At 63.4% G+C, this 17,585-nt stretch carries 16 protein-coding genes and 2 pseudogenes; 7 read left to right on the forward strand and 11 right to left on the reverse strand.

The features are described 5' to 3' along the window. Positions 1-201: 201 nt before the first annotated feature. The 4 genes from AC0V7N_RS29385 to AC0V7N_RS29400 all read right to left on the reverse strand — a co-directional run bounded on the left by AC0V7N_RS29385 (position 202) and on the right by AC0V7N_RS29400 (position 3,248). Positions 202-1,629, reverse strand: a complete 1,428-nt coding sequence (locus AC0V7N_RS29385; protein ID WP_475451690.1) for an ATP-binding protein — start codon at positions 1,627-1,629, stop codon at positions 202-204. Then, entirely contained in the window at positions 1,613-2,278 is a 666-nt protein-coding gene (locus AC0V7N_RS29390) for a response regulator transcription factor (protein WP_019857144.1), read from the reverse strand. The genes AC0V7N_RS29385 and AC0V7N_RS29390 overlap by 17 nt, the downstream gene beginning before the upstream one ends. 90 nt (positions 2,279-2,368) lie before the next feature. Beyond that, positions 2,369-2,668, reverse strand: coding sequence for a hypothetical protein (locus tag AC0V7N_RS29395; protein ID WP_475451691.1), 300 nt, complete (start codon positions 2,666-2,668; stop codon positions 2,369-2,371). A gap of 172 nt (positions 2,669-2,840) precedes the next feature. Beyond that, complete coding sequence (locus tag AC0V7N_RS29400; RefSeq protein ID WP_475451693.1) at positions 2,841-3,248, reverse strand: DUF3168 domain-containing protein; 408 nt, start codon at positions 3,246-3,248, stop codon at positions 2,841-2,843. 355 nt (positions 3,249-3,603) lie between these two features. On the opposite strand from AC0V7N_RS29400, the gene AC0V7N_RS29405 reads away from it, so the two are divergent. Further along, a complete protein-coding gene (locus AC0V7N_RS29405) occupies positions 3,604-4,392 on the forward strand; it encodes a fumarylacetoacetate hydrolase family protein (RefSeq protein WP_496627445.1) in 789 nt (262 codons plus the stop codon). Here AC0V7N_RS29405 and AC0V7N_RS29410 read toward each other — a convergent pair. The 5 genes and pseudogenes from AC0V7N_RS29410 to AC0V7N_RS29430 form a co-directional block, all read right to left on the reverse strand. Further along, a pseudogene (locus AC0V7N_RS29410) lies at positions 4,389-5,193 on the reverse strand (ABC transporter permease). The gene AC0V7N_RS29405 and the pseudogene AC0V7N_RS29410 overlap by 4 nt on opposite strands. Beyond that, positions 5,193-6,026, reverse strand: a complete 834-nt coding sequence (locus AC0V7N_RS29415; protein ID WP_475451696.1) for an ABC transporter permease — start codon at positions 6,024-6,026, stop codon at positions 5,193-5,195. The pseudogene AC0V7N_RS29410 and the gene AC0V7N_RS29415 overlap by 1 nt, the downstream one beginning before the upstream one ends. A 20-nt stretch (positions 6,027-6,046) precedes the next feature. Continuing rightward, complete coding sequence (locus AC0V7N_RS29420; protein WP_475451697.1) at positions 6,047-7,162, reverse strand: ABC transporter substrate-binding protein; 1,116 nt, start codon at positions 7,160-7,162, stop codon at positions 6,047-6,049. 67 nt (positions 7,163-7,229) lie between these two features. Beyond that, a complete protein-coding gene (locus AC0V7N_RS29425) occupies positions 7,230-8,324 on the reverse strand; it encodes an ABC transporter ATP-binding protein (RefSeq protein WP_475451698.1) in 1,095 nt (364 codons plus the stop codon). 267 nt (positions 8,325-8,591) lie between these two features. Further along, entirely contained in the window at positions 8,592-9,479 is an 888-nt protein-coding gene (locus AC0V7N_RS29430; RefSeq protein ID WP_475451699.1) for a LysR substrate-binding domain-containing protein, read from the reverse strand. A gap of 75 nt (positions 9,480-9,554) precedes the next feature. Here AC0V7N_RS29430 and AC0V7N_RS29435 point away from each other — a divergent pair, with 75 nt between their 5' ends. The 5 genes and pseudogenes from AC0V7N_RS29435 (at position 9,555) to AC0V7N_RS29455 (ending at position 15,750) form a co-directional block, all read left to right on the forward strand. Continuing rightward, complete coding sequence (locus AC0V7N_RS29435; protein WP_475451700.1) at positions 9,555-11,144, forward strand: zinc-binding metallopeptidase family protein; 1,590 nt, start codon at positions 9,555-9,557, stop codon at positions 11,142-11,144. Positions 11,145-11,184: 40 nt separating this feature from the next. Continuing rightward, the gene (locus AC0V7N_RS29440) at positions 11,185-12,117 is read left to right on the forward strand and encodes a dimethylarginine dimethylaminohydrolase family protein (protein ID WP_475451701.1); all 933 of its coding nucleotides are present in this window, start codon (positions 11,185-11,187) and stop codon (positions 12,115-12,117) included. A 222-nt stretch (positions 12,118-12,339) separates the two neighbouring features. Further along, a pseudogene (locus AC0V7N_RS29445) lies at positions 12,340-14,493 on the forward strand (transglycosylase domain-containing protein). A gap of 110 nt (positions 14,494-14,603) precedes the next feature. Further along, positions 14,604-15,188, forward strand: coding sequence for a DUF1214 domain-containing protein (locus tag AC0V7N_RS29450; protein ID WP_475451702.1), 585 nt, complete (start codon positions 14,604-14,606; stop codon positions 15,186-15,188). Continuing rightward, positions 15,181-15,750, forward strand: a complete 570-nt coding sequence (locus AC0V7N_RS29455; protein WP_475451703.1) for a DUF1254 domain-containing protein — start codon at positions 15,181-15,183, stop codon at positions 15,748-15,750. Before AC0V7N_RS29450 ends, AC0V7N_RS29455 begins: the two co-directional genes overlap by 8 nt. A gap of 61 nt (positions 15,751-15,811) precedes the next feature. Here AC0V7N_RS29455 and AC0V7N_RS29460 read toward each other — a convergent pair whose 3' ends face one another. Then, complete coding sequence (locus AC0V7N_RS29460; protein WP_095204290.1) at positions 15,812-15,997, reverse strand: hypothetical protein; 186 nt, start codon at positions 15,995-15,997, stop codon at positions 15,812-15,814. 189 nt (positions 15,998-16,186) lie between these two features. On the opposite strand from AC0V7N_RS29460, the gene AC0V7N_RS29465 reads away from it, so the two are divergent. Next, on the forward strand, positions 16,187-17,221 hold the full coding sequence (locus AC0V7N_RS29465; RefSeq protein WP_475451704.1) for a hypothetical protein: 1,035 nt from the start codon (positions 16,187-16,189) through the stop codon (positions 17,219-17,221). On the opposite strand, the gene AC0V7N_RS29470 is transcribed toward AC0V7N_RS29465, so the two are convergent. Continuing rightward, positions 17,199-17,546: a DUF1491 family protein gene (locus AC0V7N_RS29470; RefSeq protein ID WP_475451705.1), complete on the reverse strand. Its 348-nt coding sequence runs from the start codon at positions 17,544-17,546 to the stop codon at positions 17,199-17,201. The two genes, AC0V7N_RS29465 and AC0V7N_RS29470, sit on opposite strands and share 23 nt — an antisense overlap. Positions 17,547-17,585 lie beyond the last annotated feature (39 nt).

A 17,585-nucleotide genomic window follows, 5' to 3' on the forward strand; every position in this document is an offset into this window, starting at 1 on the left:
ACCGGTTTTCTTGAGTTGGAGCCTGCCATGGATGCGCCGGGGCCGCGTCATCGGATAAGTAGGCGTGGCCATAGTATTGATATTTGTCGGAAATTTGGCCACCGCCGGCCACTCCTGAAGCAAATCGGTATTGCTCCGGGATCAATCGGTATGCCGCCATAACACACGCCGTCCACAGCTGTCGATTGGCCCGAGAAAGCGTCACTGAAGGCTCCGCAATCGCACCACTGCCTTCAATCCACCCAGGCCCGACCGTTCGAGCGCGAGAACGCCTCCATACTCGTTGACGAGGTCGGCGACAATGGCCAGCCCCAGCCCTGTTCCCGGTTTTGTCTCGTCGAGGCGTCTTCCACGCTTCAGCGCGTCGCGCGCCTTGTCCTCGGGAATGCCTGGGCCATCGTCGTCGATGCTGATCTCGAAAAGATTATCATCCTTGCCGGCCGACGGCGCCACCGTGACCGACACCGCGCTCCTTGCCCATTTCATCGCATTTTCGAGAAGATTGCCGAGCAGTTCCTCGAGGTCCTCGCGCTCACCGGCAAACACGATCTCGGTGGCCGGCAGCGACAGCGACAGGCTGGTCTGCGGGTTGAGTTTCTGCAAGACCCGCACCATGCGCTGCACCAGCGGCGCCACCGGCGTGCGGTAGACGACGCTGTCGCGTTGCGCCGCGACGCGGGCGCGCTGCAAATAATGGTCGACCTGCTTCTGCATCGAGGCGGCCTGCTCGGCGATCAATTGTCCCTTGGCGCCGCCAAGCGCCCGGCCTTCGTTGAGCAGCACCGCCAGCGGCGTCTTCAGCGAATGGGCGAGATTGCCGACCTGGGTGCGCGAGCGCTCGACGATGCGTTTGTTGTTCTCGATCAAGGCGTTGGTTTCGTTGGCTAATGGTTCGATCTCGGCCGGGAAGCGGCCGTCGAGCCGCTGCGCGGTGCCTTCACGCACCATGGCAAGGGCGTTGCGGACCCGGCGCAGCGGCTGCAGGCCGAGCAGGATGGCGATGGCGTTGATGGCGATCATGCCGACGCCGAACAGGCTGAGATAGGTCAGCAGGCGGCGCTGGAAGGTGGAGATTTCCTGTTCGAGCTCGCTCTGATTGCCCATGACGCGGAAACGCGCGGCGCGGTTCTTGGCGTCGAGCACGAATTCGCTCTCGAACACTTCGAGTTGCTCGCCATCGATGCCTTCGGCCGCATAGCTGCGCTGGAAGCTGGCATTGAAGGGCACTTCGGCGACGCTTGGCGACGGGATTTTGCTCGTCATCGACGACGAATGAAGGTCGCCATGCACGCCTTCCGAGGCAGGCTCGACCGACCAGTACCAGCCTGAATTCGGTTCCGAGAAGCGGAGGTCGCCGAGGTCGGGAGCGCCAGTCAGCGCTCCCGTGTCGGAAATGCCGATGGACCCGATCAGATTGAACAGGTGCGCCGACAAAAGGCTGTCGAAGCCGCGCTCGCTCGCCTGGCGATAGAGCGTGGTGATCAAAGTGAAGATGACGACAAGGGTCAGGATCGCCCACACCGTGGAAAAGGCGATGACGCGGAACGTCAGCGAACGCGGCCACAAACGCAGCGAAAGCAGCGCCCTTGCGGTTGGTTTAAGCGGTTCCGAGTTACGCCTCCGGCTCACGCATGCGGTAGCCCATGCCACGCACGGTTTCGATCATGTCGATGCCCATCTTCTTGCGCAGCCGCCCGACGAAAACCTCGATGGTGTTGGAATCGCGGTCGAAATCCTGGTCATAGAGATGCTCGACCAGTTCGGTGCGCGAGACGACCTCGCCCATATGGTGCATCAGATAGGCAAGCAGGCGGAATTCGTGCGAGGTCAGCTTCAGCGGCACGCCGTCGACATCTGCCTTCGAGGCCTTGGTGTCGAGGCGCAGCGGCCCGCAGGTGAGTTCGGATGACGCATGGCCGGCGGCGCGGCGGATCAAGGCCCTGAGCCGCGCCAACACCTCCTCGATGTGGAACGGCTTGGTGACATAGTCGTCGGCGCCAGCATCGATGCCGGAGACCTTGTCGCTCCAGCGGTCGCGCGCCGTCAGGATCAGCACCGGCATCTTGCGGCCGCCGCGACGCCAGCGCTCGACCACGCTGATGCCGTCCATCTGCGGCAGGCCGATGTCGAGCACGACGGCGTCGTAGGGTTCGGTGTCGCCGAGGAAATGGCCTTCCTCACCGTCAAAGGCACGGTCGACGACATAGCCGGCGTCGACCAGCGCGTCCGCTATCTGCCGGTTGAGATCCTTGTCATCCTCGACGACGAGTACGCGCATGCGGTGATCGATACCTGTTGAAGGACTGGTTCAGATATAGGCCGATTCCGGCGGCCTGGGAAACTTAGCCTTGTCAGTTGGAAGGTTGGGTCAGTTCTGCGGAACGACGATCTCAGAACGGCGCGGACGCTGCCCGTCCTTGCCAGGCACCAGCACGACGATGACGCAGACCGGCTGGCCACCGCGTGTCGACTGCGAGGCCTTGGCGAGCGTCCCGCCATTCTGCTCGGCCACCTGCTGGCCGATCGCGTAGCAGTCGGATGCGGCCAGGACGATCGGGCTGGCCTGGTCGGGCGCGATCACCGGCATCGCTGTCGCCTGCGACGCGAACAGCCCGGCAGCACAGAGCGCCAGGGTCGCGGTTCGAAAGTGGGAGCGAAGCGTTTTCATGGTCGGCGTTGTAACGCATCGGTGCTGAACGTGAAATGAACGGTGATCGATGCGAAAACCATGTTCGCTACACCCCTGAACGCGAGACGACCGATGGTGATTTCGACGCCCCAACCCGACGAAATCCCGCAGACGCCAATCTAGACTCCGTTACGGTCAGATTGAAAGCGTGTCAGGCATTTTCCTGCGTCAGCGCACGAAACCGCAGCAGTCCGTGGTGCACGAGGAGATCCTCGTCGTAACGGGCCTCGGTGAACTCAAGCGACAGCCGCGTCTGGCCGCGCGGGCCGATCACCAGCGCCGCGTCGGCAAGGCGCGCCTTGATGGCGTCCATGATGGCAAGCGTTTCGGCTTCGCCCTGGGCTTTCGACCAGACATGCAGCGTGATCAGCTGATCGTCATTGTTGTCGGCACCGGTGTTCCAGTCAAAGGCACTGGTCTGGCCGCAGGTCACATACGGGAAGGCGGCATTGTCGGTTGCCTGTTCGAGCAGGCCAGCGCCGCTTAGCAACGCCGACAGCGACTTATCGCTTTTCAGCCTCAGAAAAAGTGCCTGCAGCAAATCGCCGGGCGCGGTCATAATTCATTTCCTCAAGCCTTTGCATCACCGACATTGCTTTTCCAAAGCCTGTCCATGTCTGCATACCCTTGCCAGATATAGCGGTTCGCCACGCGAAGACGATGGCGATTCGTCATCAGAATGATGAATGCCGATGATCTCGGAAATACGACTTTGCCGACAATCCCGTCGGCAGGCGTGATGCCGCAGCCGCGAAGCTGAGCATCAGCACTGCCCGGCAAGGTTTATATGAACGTGGTGTCTCGCTTGCCTGGTCACGTGATCTTGCTCCATATGGACTGGTCCACTCGACGGGATGTTCATTGCCGGCTTTGGCTGGGCAGCGGGGCATTTTCCCAGATTTCCGGAGCTGATGATGCTCGATACAGAAAAGGCCAGGGCCGCGTCTCGGCTGTTGGTAGGCCATTGGGACAACGGCACCCGTCTCGACGCCATACCCCAGGAGTTGCGGCCGCAAACGCGGATCGACGGCTACGCCATCCAGTCGCATGTGATGGAGCGGTTGTCAGCTCCACTTTTCGGCTGGAAGATTGCCGCGACAAGCCTGGCTGGACAAAGACACATCAATGTCGAAGGCCCGATGGCCGGGCGTCTCATCGCCGAGAAATCGGTTGAGGTTGGCGGCACCGTTTCCCTGGCGACGAGCAAGATGCGCGTGGCCGAGATCGAATTCGCTTTCCGTTTCGGCCGTCCGTTGCCGCCGCGTCCCGCGCCCTATGAAATCGCCGAGGTGATGGATGCGGTGTCGAGCCTGCACCCGGCGATCGAGATTCCGGACTCACGATACAACGATTTCTGCGCTGTCGGGGCGCCACAGCTCATCGCCGACAATGCCTGCGCCAATCTGTTTGTCATCGGCGAGGCTGTAGAAGACGAATGGCGCGACGTGGATCTCGCGGAGCACCTGGTGGTCGGTGTCGTTTCCGGCAAGTCGCAGCACAACGGATCGGGCGCGGCTGTGCTGGGCGACCCTCGGATCGCGCTCACATGGATCGTCAATGAATTGTCCGGGCTCGGCATAGCACTCGAGCCGGGACAAATGGTGATTACAGGCACTTGCGTGACACCGATCAGCGTCGAGGCCGGCGACGAAGTCATCGGCGATCTGGGCCGGTTCGGCCGCGTCTCGGTGCGATTTGTTTAGTGCCCGGCGCGCTGCCTGGTGACCACACTGCGCACCGCCAGCACCAGCACCGTGATGATGATCAGGATCACCGAAAGGGCGGCGATCGCCGGGTCGATGTTGTCACGCAGGCCCATCCACATCAGCCGGGGCAGCGTGATGGCGTTGACCGAGGTGATGAACAGGGTGACGCCGATCTCTTCCCAGGACAGCACGAAGGACAAAAGTGCTGCTGTGACGATGCCGAACTTGATGTTGGGCATGATAATGCGGGTGGCGCGCTCCCAGACGGTCGCGCCAAGGCCCCTCGCGGCCAGGTCGATGCGCCGGTCGAGCTGGCTGAGCGAGACCAGGATCAGCACCGTGGCGAAGGGCACCGTCATCACCGAATGCGCCATGGCGACGCCGAGCCAGGTGTCGTAGCCGAAGAAGGAAGAGACGCCGGAGACCGAGGTCAGCAGGAAGTAGAGCGTGATCGCCGAGACCACCGGCGGCACCACCATCGGCAGCAGCACGAAGCCGACGAGAGCGGCGGTAAAACGCGGCTGGAACATCCAGACGCCGAGGCTGAAGCACAGTGCCAGCACAGTGGAAAAAGCGCTGCTGACGACGCCGATGCGGATAGAGCAGGATCGAGTCGATCCAGCGCGGATCCTCGATCAAAGCCCGGTAATGGCGCAACGACAGTTCGCCTGATGGCATCGCCAGCATGCGGCTCGGCGTCAGCGACACCGGGATAACGGCGAGCAGCGGCATCAGCAGGAACAGCGCCACCAGGGCGGCGATGACCAGCGAGACGGGACCGGGGCGATAGGTCGGCATCAGATCAACTGCTTCGGTCTGACATAACGGAACAAGAGCGCCATCAGCGCGCCGACGAACAGCACCAGCACCACGCTGATTGCCGCTCCCAGACCCCAGTCCGGGCTCTGGAAAATCCTGAGATAGATCAGCTCGGCGATCATCACGCTGCGGCCGCCGCCGAGAATCGCCGGCGTGACGAAGAAGCCGAGCGAGAAGACGAAGACGATCAGCGCCGAGCCTATGATGCCGGAGCGAGTCATCGGCACGAACACCGTCCAGAAGGTGCGCATGCGGCTGGAGCCAAGGCCACGCGCTGCCAGCAGCACGCGGTCGTCGAGGCTGCGCATGGCGGATGCCAGCGGGAAAACGGCGAACGGAATGAGGAAATGCGTCATGCCGACGATGACGCCGAACTCGTTGCGCACCAGCGTCAGTGGTTCGGAGATGAAGCCGATCGACTGCAGCCAGGTGTTGATCAAGCCGCGATTGGACAAAAGCGCCACCCAGCCGAAGGCGCGCGTCAGCACCGAGATCCAGAACGGCACGAGGATGCAGAATTCGGCGATGAGACGCTGCGCCGGGCTGCCGCGCACCCAGACGACCGTGATGGCATAGGCGGCCGCGACGGACACAACAGTGACGATGGCCGCGATGCGTAGCGTGCGGATGAACACCGACTGGACCAGATCATCGGTGAGCAATGCCTCGTATTGGCCTAGCCCAGGCGTCGGCAGAGTGAAACTCCACTTCACCACGCCGAGAAACGGCCAGGCATAGGCCAGGACGAGAAACAGGAGCAGCGGCGCCATCAACAGCGCCGCGCCCATCCTGTCGGAGAGAACGCCTCTCATCTCAGATCAGCATCCAGCTCTCAGGCGGAGATGATCTTGGTGTATTCGTCGAGCGCGGCGCCATAGTTCTTGGCGTACCAATCCATGTCGAGCGCGATCTGCTTCTTCATGTTCTCCGGATCGACGGGGTTGATGCGCTTCTTGTCGGCGGGGATCAGCGCATCGGCGGCCGGATTGGCCGGGCCCTGGCCGAGCTTGTCGAACATAACGAGCTGCTTTTGCGGATCCTGTGCGCTGGCGATGAACTTCATCGCCGCGTCCTTGCCGCCGGGGTTGTTCTTGAGCACGGCCAGCGCACCGGGCGAGATAAGGCCCTGGTCCCAGATGAACTTGATCTTGCCGCCGGAATCCTGCTCGATCAGCGAAGCGCGGGTCGACCAGACGATGGCCATCGAGGCTTCGCCATTGAGCAGCACGCTCTGGCTCTCGGCGCCGCCACCCCAATAGGCGACGACGTTTTCCTTGAAGGCGGCGATCTTGTCATGCGCGCGCTTGAGATCGAGCGGGTAGAGCGAAGCCGGCGCGATGCCGTCGGCCAAAAGAGCCGCTTCCCAGCTCGACACGCCCCATTTGTAGAGCGAGCGCTTGCCGGGGAACTTCTTCACATCGAAGAAGTCGGCCATGCCGGTCGGGGCGTCCTTGCCGTATTTCTCGGAATCATAGGCGATGACATAGGAGAAGAAATAGGTCGAAGCGGCAAACTCCCAGCCGAAGCCGGGGCGCATCTTCGTCTTGTCGACGATCTTGTAGTCGATCGGCTCCAGCGCGCCCTGGGCGCCGAGCGTAATGGCCGAGAACGGATCGACGTCGACCAGGTCCCAGGTCGGCGCGCCGCTCTTGAACTGCGCCGAAATGGCGCCTTCGGTCGGGCCGGAGCCGTCCATCTTCACCGTGATGCCGGTGTCCTTGGTGAAGGCCTGGCCATAAGCCGCGTCATAGGCGGTGATGGCGTCGCCGCCCCAATTGACCAGCACCAGTTCCTTGGCCTGCGCGAAGGCACCGGTCGAGCGCAGCAGCATCGGCGTGCCGGCGAGCACGAGCGCTGCCAGTTGCGTGAACTGGCGGCGCGAAATCTCGCCGCGACCTGCTCTCGCGGACAGGCTGTCGATGGCTTGTTTCTTCGTATCGTTTGTCATGTCAGTTCCCCTTTTTGTCGTTGATCATTCCCGGAAGCCTGCGTGTCCCATCGGTCCGCGCCGGCGGTCATTGTCCTCCGTCCGGAAGGAGGAAACCCTTTTCCGCCGGCCAGGTCAGCCAGACGGAATTGCCTTTGCTCAGTGCGGCGGCGGCGACTTCGTTCGGCACCGAGACGGTCACCTTGGCGCCTTGGCGCGTCGTCAGGTCGAGCTTGGTCGCAGCCCCCATATAGGTCGAGGCGATGGCGGTCGCGGCGATGCCGTTCTCGCCGACCGTCGCCTCACGCGCGATCGACATATGTTCGGGCCGGATCGCCAGGATGGCGTCACCACGGACTTTCTCGGCCTTGCAGTGCATGTTGACGGCGCGATCCTCGCAAAGGCCGGTCGAGCCATTGCCGGCGGGCGTGACGCCCTTCAGCGGCAGCATGTTGATCTCACCGAGGAACTCGGCGACGAAGCGGTTGTCCGGCCGGTCGTAGACTTCGTCCGGTGCGCCGACCTGCAGCAGTTTGCCGTGGTTGAAGATGGCGACGCGTGACGACAGCGCGAGCGCCTCGCTCTGGTCGTGGGTGACGAAGACGAAGGTGGTGCCGGTTTCCTGGTGCAGGCGCTTCATCTCGGCCTGCATCTGGCCGCGCAGGCTCTTGTCCAGCGCCGAGAACGGCTCGTCGAGCAGAAGCACGCCCGGCTCGAACACCAGCGCGCGGGCAAGCGCCACGCGCTGCTGCTGGCCGCCCGAGAGCTGCGACGGCAGTTTCTTCTCGTGGCCGATCAAACCGACGCGCTCGATCATCTCACCGACGCGCTTCTTGATGTCGGCGGCCGATTTCTTGCGCACCTTGAGCGGGAAAGCGATGTTGGCCTCGACGCTCATATGCGGGAACAGCGCATAGCCCTGGAACACCATGCCGGCGGCGCGCTGCTCGGCCGGGCGGTCGGTGATGTCGGTGCCGTCGCTGAAAAGCTTGCCTTCGGTCGGCTGCACGAAACCGGCCAGGATCATCAGGAAGGTGGTCTTGCCCGAGCCGGAGGGTCCCAGCAGCGTCAGGAACTCGCCGCGGCCAATGTTGAGCGACAGATTGTCCAGCGCACGGAACGAGCCGAAGCTCTTGCCGATCCCGATTGCCTTGATCTCCGCGGCCCGGCCGGGTTGCTGCATCCTGCCCCTTCCTCAGTCTCTGGTGAAATCGTAGGCAGGCTCACGGCTCACCGCAACCGAATAGTTTTCGCCTGATCGGCAAATTTGATTCACGGGTGGGAGATGGGGCGCGCCTAATCTCCCTCCTTGAGGGGGAGATGTCGCCGAAGGCGACAGAGGGGGTCGCCGCGCATGGAGCGCCAACCTTTATCCGCCGCAGCAGGCCGAGCCCAGTCGAACCGACCCCCTCTGGCCGCTTCGCGGCCATCTCCCCCTCGAGGGGGGAGATTAGAGTCTGTTCTCCGACAGCTTTGCCCTTAGCCAGTCGCTGAAGGCATTGAGCACGGGGTGGCTGGCCTTGGCATGCTCGAAGACCAGGAAATAGGAGCGTGGCGAGGGCACCGAGGCTTCAAACGGCTTCACCAGCCGACCCTCGCTCAGCGCCCGGCGGCCGGTCAGTTCGTCGCCCATGGCAATGCCCTGTCCGGCGACCGCCGCGGAAAAGACGAGGTTCATGTCGGAAAAGAAGATACCGCCTTCGGTATCGGGATTCTCCACCTTGGACAGCGCCAGCCAGCGCGCCCAGTCCTCGGTATCGCCGAGATGCAGCAGGTTGGCGCGCAGCACGTCGGCGGGTTTGGAAAATCCACCCACCTTGTTGAGCAGCGTCGGGCTGCAGAGCGGCGTGAAGGAAACTTCGCAAAGCAGCTCCACCGCCCGGTTCGGCCAGTTGCCAACGCCAAAGGCAATGAAGGCGTCGGCTTCCGGATTGCTGACGTCGTCAAGGCGGCGAGGCGTCAGGATCGAGAGCGCCACGTCCCGGTACATTTGCTGGAACTCGCCGATATGGCTGCACAGGAACATCGAGGCGAAGCCCGGAGGGCAGGAAATGGCGAAGGAACCACCGACGCCGGCGCCGCTGTTTTGCGTCCCCGCGTCGCCGAGCACGGTCAGCGCCTTCCTGACATCGGCCGCGTAGCGCTGGCCGCGCGGCGTCAGCGCCACGCCTTTGCCGATGCGCTGCAGCAGATCGAAGCCGAGGTCGCGCTCCAACAGCCGCAGCTGGTGGCTCACCGCGCTGCGGGTGAGGTGCAGTTCGTCGGCGGCACGCCAGACGCTGCCATGCCTGGCGAAACTGTCGAGAGCGCGCAGCGCCTGTGTGGAGGGAATTCTCAAGAGGTGAACCGAATTTGCATGAACCGGGAAAACATATCACTTTTTGGCGAGCCGCTTCACTGCTTTCTTTGAGGCATGGACAAACCGGTGACGACATCGGCGCAAGAGACGGCCCTTGCCTGCCTCGACGGCATCCAGCCGCTGCTGTCGGCGTGGACGCGCACCATTTTCGATTTCGGCGAGACCGCCTGGCGCGAATACCAGTCAGCCGCCTGGTATGTGGCACGGCTGAAGCTTGAGGGCTTTTCCATCGAGGACGGTTCCGGCGGCATGCCGACCGCATTTTGCGCCCACTGGACGAATGGCGCCGGGCCGACGATCGGTATGTATGCCGAATATGATGCCGTCCCCGGCAACTGCCAGGACGCAGTGACCGTAAAGCAGCCGCGGCCCGGTCTTGGCGTCGAGGCCGGCGGCCACACCGACCCGCATTCGGGGCTCGGCATGGCAAGCCTTGGCGGCGTGCTGGCCACCAAGGCGGCGATGCAGCGGCACGGCATTCCAGGCACGCTGCGCTTCACCGGCGAGCCGGCCGAGAAGGTGCGGGGGTCGAAGCCGATCCATGCGGAAAAAGGCTATTATGACGGCCTTGCCGGCATGATCTCCTTCCATCCCTTCTACATGCTGCCGCTCTGCAACACGGCGCGCTGGGACACGCATTGCGGTGCCGCCTACGCCATGATCTATCGCTTCATCTGCGACGAGCCGCAGAATTGGGCGCGTGCGGCGGGTGACGGCGCACCGATCCCGCAGGCACATTCGGCTGCGCGCGCGCCCGGCGCCAACGACGCGCTGATGATGATGTATATGGCGTCCAAGGCGCTGCGCGACTCCATGCTGCCGCATCAGGGCGGCTGGTCGATCAGCGAGGCGATCCTCACTGCTGGCCAGGCCACCGCCGACAATCTCCCGGCAGGGCTGGCCGAGATCCAGTACATGATCCGCGTGCCGACCATCGGCATGGCAGAGCAGGTGACCGCCGTGCTCGACCGCAATGCCGCGGCCGCGGCCGCGATCAGCGGCTGCCGCTATGAGCGGCACTGGGTGTCGAAGTCGCGACCGGGGCTGGCCAACCACGCCATGGCCGAGATTGCCTATGAGGCGCTGTCGACGGTCGGCCCGCCACGCTGGGACGAGGCCGCCAGGGCGGTCGGGCGCGAAATCCAGGTCAATGCCGGAGCTGCCGCAACCGAAAATCCGTTCATCGATGAGCTGGAGCGGCTGATTTCGCCACAGGAGGCCGAGGCGATCCTGCGCCGCGACCTGCCGCCTTCGCAGGTCAATTCAACCTCCGACGACTACACCGACATGAGCTGGCATGCGCCGACCGCGCGCTTTTATGTCGCGCGTCCGGCGCTGCGCTCGGCGAATGGCCACGCCTATCCTTCCTGGGTGATGAATGCGCTGGGCGGCATTTCCGCCACCATTGATCCGATGGTCACCTGCGCGGCCAAGACGATCGCGCTGGCGGCGCTGCGTCTGCTCGAGGACAAAACCGCCCGTGATACGGCGATGGACGAATTCGTCACCCGCACCGGCGGCGGCGTTGGTGGTGCGAACTGGATCGCGCCGCTCTGCGACTACGATCCGCCGACAAATTTCCGCTGGCCGGAATATGTCACCACCGCACGCGGCCGCGACTGGTGGATCCCAAGCAATGCATGACCCGACCAACCCTTGAGAACAAGCCCATGAGGAGAACCGCATGACCGTTCATGATCGCATCGTCGCCGAACCGTTTTCGCTGCAGCGCCGCAATCCGGCCGGCGGCACCAAGCCGCTGACATCATGGGGCTTCGCAAACGAAACCGACGTGTTGACCGACGTCCTGCTCGGCTCGCCGAATTTCCTGCGCCATTTGTCGACCAGTTCGCTGTCGCGCAAGCATCTGCGCGAAGCCCCCTGCAACGTCCAGATCGCGCAGGCACAGCACAAGGACCTGGTCGCCGCCTATGAGCATTTCGGTGTCAACATCCACTGGCACGAGCCGACACCGGAACTGCCGATGCAGGTCTATTCCCGCGATTCCAGCGTCATGACGCCTTACGGCGCCTTCATCACCGCCATGGCCAACTGGTGGCGGCGCGGCGAGAACTATGCCGCCATCCGCACCTACGAGAAACTCGGCATCCCGATCTACGACATGGTCACCGCAGGCACGTTCGAGGGCGGCGACTTCAACGTCATCGAAGAGGGCGTGGTGCTGATCGGCTGCGGCGGCGCCCGCACGCAGGAGGAAGGCGCCCGCCAGGTCCAGTCCTGGTTCGAGAAGGAAGGCTGGGAAACGCGCATCGCCTTCATCGACGAATATTACGTCCACATCGACCTGATGGTGGTGCCGATCGCTGAAAAGCTCACTGCAGTGTGCCTCGCCTGCACCGAACCCGGCATCGTCAACTGGCTGAAGGGCAAGGGCCATGAGATCATCGACGTGCCGTTCCAGGACACGATGGCGCTCGGCTGCAACTTCATGTCGCTCGGCAAGGACCGGGTGATCGCGCCGACCTCCAGCAAGACGCTGATCGAAAAGCTCAAGGCGCGCGGCTTCGAGGTCGCGGCGATCGACATGAGCGAGATCTCCAAGACCGGCGGCGGCATCCATTGCATGGCGCAGGCGCTGAAGCGCGAAGCGGCCTGACAGCCCGGGAACGACAAACCGCCCTCGCCCGCCGGATCAAGAATCTGGCGGGTGGGCGACCGTGTCACCGGTTGCCTGCTTTTTCATCGACAAACCTTGCGGCTGTGTCCTCGCCGCTCTTGTGAGCGTCCACAAAATGGATGAATAGTCGGAACAGGGCGCTGCCCTGAAATTGCCGGCTTGCGGTTTTCAGGTCACGCCACAGCCGAGCCGGGTTTTTGAATGGTCAGCCCTGAACCGCGCAAGAGAAGAGGTGCGATCGCCTCCCGCCTTCTGGCGCTGGACGCCTGGATCGATTCCTCGCTCTACGAGATCGGCTTCAAGGCGCGCGAGTTCTGGGAAGCCGCGACGATCTTCTCGCGGCGCTTCCGATTGAAGGGCTGGCGCCGCGTCATCATCGAACTTTTGAGCGAAGGTTTCACGCTCGGCGCCGGCGGTATCGTGGTGATGCTGGCGCTGGCGATACCTGCCTTCCAGGATACGACCGGCGACTGGCGTGCCCAGGGCGATTTCGCCGTCACCTTCCTCGACCGTTACGGCAACGAGATCGGCCAACGCGGCATCATCCAGCGTGATTCCGTGCCGGTCGACGAGATGCCCGATCACGTCATCAAGGCGGTGCTGGCCACCGAGGATCGGCGCTTTTTCGATCACTACGGCATCGACGTGCTCGGCCTGTCGCGCGCGATCTTCGAGAATGTGCGGGCGAATTCCGTCGTCCAGGGCGGTTCGAGCATCACCCAGCAATTGGCCAAGAACCTGTTCCTGACCAATGAGCGCACCTTCGAGCGCAAGATCAAGGAAGCCTTCCTGTCGCTATGGCTCGAGGCCAATCTATCGAAGAAGGAAATCCTGCAGCTCTATCTCGACCGCGCCTATATGGGCGGCGGCACGTTCGGCATCGAGGCGGCGGCGGACTTCTATTTCGGCAAGAGCGTCAAGGACCTGAACCTCGCCGAGGCTGCCATGCTGGCCGGCCTGTTCAAGGCGCCAACCAAATACGCCCCCCACATCAACCTGCCGGCAGCGCGTGCGCGCGCCAATGTGGTGCTGTCCAACCTGGTCGATTCCGGTTTCATGACCGAGGGCCAGGTGCTGCAGGCAAGGCTTCATCCGGCGGACGTCGTCGACCGCGGCGAACAGAAAAGTCCGGATTATTATCTCGACTGGGCGTTCGACGAGGTCAAGAAGATCGCCAAGCCGGGCCAGCATTCTCTGGTTGCCCACACCACCTTCGACGCGAATATCCAGAAGGCGGCGGAAGAATCCGTCGAGTTCCACCTGCGCCAGTTCGGCAAGGAGTACAACGTCACCGAAGGTGCGGTAGTCGTCATCGAGACCAACGGCGCTGTGCGCGCGATCGTCGGCGGCCGCGATTACGGCGCCAGCCAGTTCAACCGCGCCACCAAGGCGCTGCGCCAGACCGGCTCGTCGTTCAAACCCTATGTCTACGCCACGGCGATGGAACACGGTTTTACGCCGAACTCGATCATTTTCAGGCGGCCCGATCAGCTGGGGCAACTGGTCGCCACACAATTACAGTGGCGAGTCGGCGGGCAATATCACGCTGCTGATGGCGATGGCGAAGTCGATCAACACCGTGCCGGTACGGCTGGCCAAGGACCATCTCGGCATCGCGCCGATCAAGGCGATGGCGGAATCATTCGGGTGGAATCGCCGCTCGAGGCACACAAGACCATGGTGCTCGGCACTTCGGGCATGACCGTAATGGACCAGGCGACGGGCTACAGCGTGTTCGCCCAGAACGGCTTCGTCGGTTCCAGGCACGGCATAACGCAGCTTGTCTCCCGGACCGGAGAGGTAGTTTACGATTTCGCCAAGGAAGCACCCCCGCCGCATCGCGTTCTGTCAGAGCAGGCGCTGAAATCCATGAACACCATGCTGGCGGCGGTGCCGGTGATGGGAACCGGGCGGAGGGCTCAAATTCCCAATATCGTCGTCGCCGGCAAGACCGGCACGACGCAATCCTACCGCGACGCCTGGTTTGTCGGCTTCACCGGCAACTACACGGCGGCCGTGTGGCTGGGCAACGATGATTTCACTCCGACCAAGAACATGACGGGCGGTTCGCTGCCGGCGATGGTGTGGCAGCGCCTGATGGTCTACGCGCACCAGAACATCGACCTGAAGCCGATCCCCGGTATCGACAAGCCGTTCGTCGACGAGGACGTCGCGGCCAAGGCCGCGGAAGCGCAGAAGAAGAGCGAGGAACAGGCTGCGGCCGACGCGGCAGCCGAACGGCCGGCGGTGCTGTCCAGCCGGACCACGCAGACGCTGAGGGACATGACGCAGTTGTTCCAATCGGCGCCCAAACTCAACGCCCCCGCCCCGCCCGAAACGCTTTCGGCGTTGTGACATCTGTCCGGCGTGGGCCAGGCCAATACGCAAATCCATCGCGCCCGCTTGCCACAAGGCCCTGCGCCGCGATATCCCCGAGCGGCAATCCTTCGCGCACGCGGCCCTTCATGCTCAAGAATGCCTTCCTGATGCTGCTTTCGCTTGCCATAGCCATTGGCGGCGGTGGCGCCAGCGTCTGGTATGCGCTGAAGATCCAGGATGGCGTCGGCGCTATCCGCATCGGCCAATGGACCGCCTTCCCCGACATCGGCACGCCGGCCGCCGATCCCTATTCAAAGGCGCGCGTGGCGCGCGAGGGCGTGCTTGCGCTCGGCCGCGCCGAGGGCCTGTCCTTCGTCGCGGAAAATGACGCTGCCGGCGACCAGCTCAAGCGGGAATGCAGCTACAGGATAGAGGGCGGATTCCCGACCGCCCGTTTCTGGACACTCTATGCCGCCGATCAATCGCTCGGCGTCGTCGAGACCGGCAAGCCGCGACTCGCAGCCCTTCAGTCCTACGAGGTGCTGCGCCAGGCCGACAATTCGGTGATCATTTCGGTCGGCCATCACCCGATGTCCGGCAACTGGCTTCTGACCGACGGTTCCGGGCGGATGTATTTCGTCCTGACCTTCTACGACACGCCGATCGCCAGCAGCACCGGCCTGTCGGACGTGTCGCTTCCGAGGATCGTGAAGGCCGGCTGCGATGCGTAATGTCCTGGCCGCGCTGCGCAGGCTCTTTCACGCCGTCCTACTCGGCCTGGTCGGCGCCGGCATCGTGCACATCGTCGTGCTGCTTCTGGTGCCGGAATTTTCGGAACGCGACGCCTGGTCGCGACTGTCGATGGCGTCCGATCTCTACCGGATGAACCGGCTCGATGCCGAGGCTGGCGGCGCGCCGGTGGTGAAATCGGTCGACCCGCTGTTCTACGCCACCGCCTGCCGGTTCGACCTCGAGGAAGGCATGGTCCGGATCAAGGCGCCGGGGAATGTCCCCTTCTGGTCGGTGTCGGTCTATGACCGCAACGGCCACAACATCTATTCCTTCAACGACCATACCGCGACCGACGGTAAGCTTGATGCGGTCGTGCTGACGCCGGCGCAGATGATCGACGTGCGCAAGGACTTGCCCGAGGATTTGCAAGGAGCGATCTTCGTCGAAGCGCCGATCGACGAGGGCATCTTCGTCATTCGCAGCTTCGTGCCGGACGACAGCTGGAAGCCGACCGTGTCGCGCTTTCTTGATCAGAGTTCCTGCGAGCTGCAGGATTTCTAGGCCACTGATCAGAGCCCCAGAGCCAATGGCCTGACGGATCAGGTCGTGGCTTCAGCAAGGCTCAGTGGTGCGGCACCGGTGTCCGTGGCGATCCCGGCTTATCGGGCCCGGCAGGGCGCGTCTCGCCAGTGCTGGACCGCTCATAGCGGATGCCGGGAAAGATGATCACCGCCGCCGGTATTTCGGTGGTTTGCTTGGCTCGATTGGTCGGTGCCGCACGCGGCACGAAAGACAGTACCATGCCCATGATTCGCGCATTCCTCTCGGTTTCCCCGGAGCACAACGCAACGCCTCCAAATATCATTAAGGCCGGCAGAGGGTTAACGGAGCGCTAACGGATCGCCGCTAACTTGATCTTTGTTCTTGGTAGTCGCGAAACCGACATGGTCCCGGTTGAGCATGATCAAGGCTGTGTATCGAGTATCGGGTATCCTTCGTGTCATCTTCGGACTTCAGGCAAATCGCTGTACGAACGGAATCGGGTAGAGCTGAAAGGCTGTTCCGCGCCGCGGTGTCGGCGTTCTGTTCGCTGACCCGGCCGTCCCGCCGTGAGATCGGCCAGCTCGAAGACCTGACGCTGCCGCTGTTCGACGATGTATCCGTCGAATCGCGACGCTATGTGGCGGCCGCCCTTTCCGAATGCGAATATGCCCCCGCAGCGCTCGTGCGTCGCCTCTGCGAAGAACCGGTCGACATTGCCGCACCGCTGCTGATCCGCTCGCGCGCCGTCAGCGATATCGACCTGATCGCGCTGATCGGCCGGCACGGCCTGCCGCATGCGCGCGCCATAGCCCGACGCAAGGACCTGAACCCGACCATCGCCGACCTGATCCGGGCGCTCGAAAGACCGACATTGGTGCGGGTGCGGGATCCGGAGGTGCAGGCTCCCGCGGCGCCAACCGTCGCAGTCGTCACTGCGGACGCGGCCGAGGACAGCGCGACAGGGCAAGAGCCCTCCGGCATTGCCGCAGAGAATGCGCGGCGCAGGCTGCGCTCCATGATGCGCACCGGCGACGAAGCTTTGGCGGCGAAGGTCGATGCGTTCCCTGGCTCCGACACCTATGTCAAACTGCGCGAGACGGCGCTGACGGGAAACGCCGCGTTCTTCCAGACCGCGCTGGCGGATGCCCTCGACATTGATTTCTCGACCGCGCGCGCGCTGACCGCCAACCAGAACTATGCCTCACTGCTTGCGGCGCTACGCTCGCTCGACTTCAGTGAGGATCGGGCCTTCCTGATCACGGTCGCCATCTATCCCAGCCTGTTCCCGCATCCGCAGGCCATCCGCACCTATCTCGACCGCTACCGCCTGATGCACCGCGATGTCGCTCTGGACCGGGTGCGGGGATGGAAAGCCGAAACGCTGGCCAGGGTGGTCCGCCAAGCCGAACCCGCGAATAGCGACAGCCGCAAGGCCTCGAACAGCGACGAAGCCGCGGCTCCCGGCCTCAGGGCGTCTTCACGGAAATAAGTTCCTCGACGGGAACAGTGCCGGCCTCGATCTCGACCACCCAGATGTCGGGATCGAATTTCTTTTCCCTTTCAAGACGGGCATCGAGCACGGACTGATCATCGCCTGCGGCGAGAAGACTGAAGAAACGGTCGTCCGGCTTGGCCGAATCGTAGCTTGTCTGCGGCGCCGGCCCGTAGAGGGCGATTTCGCCCAGCCTGCCCCGCGCCAGCACGAAAACAGCACCGGCCTCGGTCGCGCCCCGGTTGGCCACGGCGGCAAATCCGCCGGCGCCGAAAACCCGGCGCACCAAGGCAGAAACCCAAAGATCCGATGTAACGCGCATGAGACAGCTCCGAAAGCGTGCGGCTATCTAGCGATATTT

Source organism: Mesorhizobium kamtschaticum (genome assembly GCF_056174585.1).

What these genes read in the sequence shown, in the direction of transcription:
- AC0V7N_RS29390 (WP_019857144.1), bottom strand. Translation starts at nt 2,278, where the DNA reads ATGCGCGTACTCGTCGTCGAGGATGACAAGGATCTCAACCGGCAGATA.
- AC0V7N_RS29395 (WP_475451691.1), bottom strand. Translation starts at nt 2,668, where the DNA reads ATGAAAACGCTTCGCTCCCACTTTCGAACCGCGACCCTGGCGCTCTGT.
- AC0V7N_RS29400 (WP_475451693.1), bottom strand. Translation starts at nt 3,248, where the DNA reads ATGACCGCGCCCGGCGATTTGCTGCAGGCACTTTTTCTGAGGCTGAAA.
- AC0V7N_RS29405 (WP_496627445.1), top strand. Translation starts at nt 3,604, where the DNA reads ATGCTCGATACAGAAAAGGCCAGGGCCGCGTCTCGGCTGTTGGTAGGC.
- AC0V7N_RS29415 (WP_475451696.1), bottom strand. Translation starts at nt 6,026, where the DNA reads ATGAGAGGCGTTCTCTCCGACAGGATGGGCGCGGCGCTGTTGATGGCG.
- AC0V7N_RS29420 (WP_475451697.1), bottom strand. Translation starts at nt 7,162, where the DNA reads ATGACAAACGATACGAAGAAACAAGCCATCGACAGCCTGTCCGCGAGA.
- AC0V7N_RS29425 (WP_475451698.1), bottom strand. Translation starts at nt 8,324, where the DNA reads ATGCAGCAACCCGGCCGGGCCGCGGAGATCAAGGCAATCGGGATCGGC.
- AC0V7N_RS29435 (WP_475451700.1), top strand. Translation starts at nt 9,555, where the DNA reads ATGGACAAACCGGTGACGACATCGGCGCAAGAGACGGCCCTTGCCTGC.
- AC0V7N_RS29440 (WP_475451701.1), top strand. Translation starts at nt 11,185, where the DNA reads ATGACCGTTCATGATCGCATCGTCGCCGAACCGTTTTCGCTGCAGCGC.
- AC0V7N_RS29450 (WP_475451702.1), top strand. Translation starts at nt 14,604, where the DNA reads ATGCTCAAGAATGCCTTCCTGATGCTGCTTTCGCTTGCCATAGCCATT.
- AC0V7N_RS29455 (WP_475451703.1), top strand. Translation starts at nt 15,181, where the DNA reads ATGCGTAATGTCCTGGCCGCGCTGCGCAGGCTCTTTCACGCCGTCCTA.
- AC0V7N_RS29460 (WP_095204290.1), bottom strand. Translation starts at nt 15,997, where the DNA reads ATGGGCATGGTACTGTCTTTCGTGCCGCGTGCGGCACCGACCAATCGA.
- AC0V7N_RS29470 (WP_475451705.1), bottom strand. Translation starts at nt 17,546, where the DNA reads ATGCGCGTTACATCGGATCTTTGGGTTTCTGCCTTGGTGCGCCGGGTT.